The organism is Nocardia sp. NPDC060220, from assembly GCF_042727815.1.
Taxonomy (GTDB): domain Bacteria; phylum Actinomycetota; class Actinomycetes; order Mycobacteriales; family Mycobacteriaceae; genus Nocardia.
The window spans coordinates 1-2,600 of sequence record NZ_JBHWZY010000916.1 but is presented as its reverse complement, the minus strand read 5'-3'; the positions used below and the strand labels follow the sequence as shown (position 1 = coordinate 2,600).

At 69.0% G+C, this 2,600-nt stretch carries 4 protein-coding genes; 3 read left to right on the top strand and 1 reads right to left on the bottom strand.

Annotation, left to right across the window (positions count from 1 at the left end; genetic code table 11):
- Positions 1 to 239: DUF2505 domain-containing protein (locus tag ACFWF3_RS31675; protein WP_379317452.1), on the top strand; the 239-nt coding region annotated here is incomplete at its 5' end.
- Positions 240 to 262: 23 nt separating this feature from the next.
- Positions 263 to 1,060 carry a class I SAM-dependent methyltransferase gene (locus tag ACFWF3_RS31670; RefSeq protein ID WP_379317450.1) on the top strand — a complete coding sequence of 266 codons (798 nt, stop codon included), beginning with the start codon at positions 263 to 265 and terminating at the stop codon, positions 1,058 to 1,060.
- On the opposite strand, the gene ACFWF3_RS31665 is transcribed toward ACFWF3_RS31670, so the two are convergent.
- On the bottom strand, positions 1,046 to 1,654 hold the full coding sequence (locus tag ACFWF3_RS31665; RefSeq protein WP_358186434.1) for a hypothetical protein: 609 nt from the start codon (positions 1,652 to 1,654) through the stop codon (positions 1,046 to 1,048). The genes ACFWF3_RS31670 and ACFWF3_RS31665 overlap by 15 nt on opposite strands.
- Before the next feature lie 106 nt (positions 1,655 to 1,760).
- Between ACFWF3_RS31665 and ACFWF3_RS31660 the strand changes: the two genes are divergently transcribed.
- Positions 1,761 to 2,495 carry a DUF2993 domain-containing protein gene (locus tag ACFWF3_RS31660; RefSeq protein WP_378991062.1) on the top strand — a complete coding sequence of 245 codons (735 nt, stop codon included), beginning with the start codon at positions 1,761 to 1,763 and terminating at the stop codon, positions 2,493 to 2,495.
- The last annotated feature ends 105 nt before the right edge of the window (positions 2,496 to 2,600 follow it).

The window sequence follows — 2,600 nt, the reverse complement described above, 5'->3', positions numbered from 1 at the left end:
AGGGCAAGTTCTCCGCCTCGATTCCGGCCGGCCCCGGCAGCCTGACCGGCACCATCCGCCTGTTTCCCACCGAGACCGGCGCCACCATGCGCTTCTCCCCCACCGCCAAGGTCTTCATCCCCATGGTCGGCCCGCGCCTGGAGCAGTTGATGCTGGTGAACCTGGTCGACCTGTTCCGCGCCGAGCAGGAAGAAACCCTGCGCTACCTGGACAATCAGACCGCCGACAAGTCGGTCTGACGCACCGGAGAACTTCGACGCCCGTGGCCCCCAGCCGCAAGGCCCTCCCCCCGGTCGGCACCATCACCCGTGGCACCACCGGCGTCAACCGTTTGCGCCGCAGTGACCGCTGGCTCGTCAACGACGAACTCGTCAGCGCGACACTGCGTGAATCGCCCGATCCCCTGGTCGTCGACCTCGGCTACGGCGCCGCACCGTGGACCACCTTCGAACTGGCCGCCCGGCTGCGCACCGTGCGCCCCGACCTCGAGGTGGTGGGCCTGGAAATCGACCCGGCCCGCGTCGTGGCACCCCGCGACGGCGTCCGCTTCGCCCGCGGCGGCTTCGAACTGGCGGGCCTGCGACCGACCCTGGTCCGCGCGTTCAACGTCCTGCGCCAATATCCCGAGGACGCCGTGCCCGACGCGTGGTCGCGCATCCAGTCCAATCTGGCACCCGACGGTCTGCTCGTCGACGGCACCTGCGATGAACTCGGCCGCCGCTGCGCCTGGGTGCTGCTCGACCGGCACCGCCCCCTCTCCCTGACGCTGGCCTGGGATCCGTTCACCGTGGACCGGCCCTCCGACATCGCCGAGCGCCTGCCGAAAGCGTTGATCCACCGCAACATTCCCGGCGAACGCGTCCACACGCTGCTCACCGCCGCCGACCGGGCCTGGGAGCGTACCGCGGCCATGGCGCCGTACGGCCCCCGCATCCGCTGGCGTGCAGCGGCGGAGATGCTGCGCGCCAACGGTTTCCCGGTCCACCCCTACAACCGGCGAATGCGCGACTGCGTGCTGTCGGTGCCCTGGAACGTGGTCGCCCCGTCAGACCCGGCTTAACGCCCGTCGCACCCGCGCCGACGCCCGCGGCGCCAATTGCTGCCCACCCCACCAGATCTCGTCGGTATCGCATCGGTGGATCGCCACCGCGTCGGCCACCACCTCGTCCAGCGCCGACTGCGAGATCTCGGTCTCGGCCAGATCCAGGACCGTCCGCACCGGCGTGGTCACCAGAAACGGCCCGGCCGACTCGACATCCGCCGCGCAGAGCTTGCGTCGGGTCAGCACCAACCGTGGGGTCACCGGCGGGCGACCCGCCGACACCGACAGGTGCAGAAACCGCGGCTGCAACCTGCCGATCCCGTGCAGTTCCGCCGCACTCTGATACGACACCGCCGCCGCGCCGTCGAACCACGCCGCCCACATCGCGTACTCGTCGAGCGGCCCCACCCGCCACTGGCCCAGCCGCATCATCCCGACCCCGGCCCTGGTCACCGACCCGTCCCCCAGGGCGGCTCTGACCTGCGATTCGCAGCCGGTACGCAACACCTGACGCGTGGTGAAGAAGCCCGCGTGCCGCCCGGCGAGGCGCCGCAGCACCCGCCATCGATGATCCGCTGTCCCCGCCACCCGGCGCGCGCCCTCGCCAGTCATGCAACCCAGATTACGCCCGGTTGCGTGCGCCAGGTCACATTTTGCTGTGAAGGCTTTCACTACGTCCTCAGAGCGGACACAGAAAGATCGGGAAGAATCCGATGCCATGACCACACAAAAGCCCCCTCGCCCCAGGATCGGTCGGCGCTCGCTGGTGATCGCGTTGGCCGTGGTCGCAGCCCTACTCGTCGCGGCCATCGGCGGAACCGAAGCGTATGCCAGGCACAAGATCTCGAGCTGCATCAGCGGCGCGTTCGAGCAACAGATGGGCTCGAGCATCGACGTGGGCTTCGGCCCGCGCCCGATCCTGCTGTCCTATGTGGACGGCAAGGTCGGCACGATCACCGTCGACAGCGAGGACAACAAGTTCGGCCCCGCTGTCGGGATGGTGGTGCACGCGAAATTCAACGACATCGAACTCGTCGACCGCGGCCGAGGCGGCGGCACCATCGACAGCTCGACCGCCGACGTGACCTGGAACAACGACGGCATCCGCGAGACCCTCGGCACCATGGTCAGCGGCGTGAGCTCCTCGGCGAGCACCGGAGTGATCACTCTCGATGTGCTCGGCGGCCTCGCCCAGCTGGAGGTGCAGCCGATGGTCCGCGACGGCAACGTCACGGTGGAGACGAAGTCGGCGCAGATACTCGGCATCGGCCTGCCCACCGACCTCGTGCAGGACATCGTCGAGACCTTCACCCAGAGCTTGCAGAGCTATCCGCTCGGCCTGCGCGCGCAGGAGGTCAAGGTCACCGATGACGGTGTGAGCGTGCACCTTTCGGGTGGCAAGACCGCACTCGAGAGCGACCCGGCCGCTCAGCAGTCCGGGTTCACCTGCTGATCGCGCGCGGCGGTGACGACTCGGGGAAACCTCGGCTAGTCGGGAAATCCGTCGAGGACCGCAGCCGATTTCGACAACCCGAGCCGCGTAGCACCGGCCTCGATC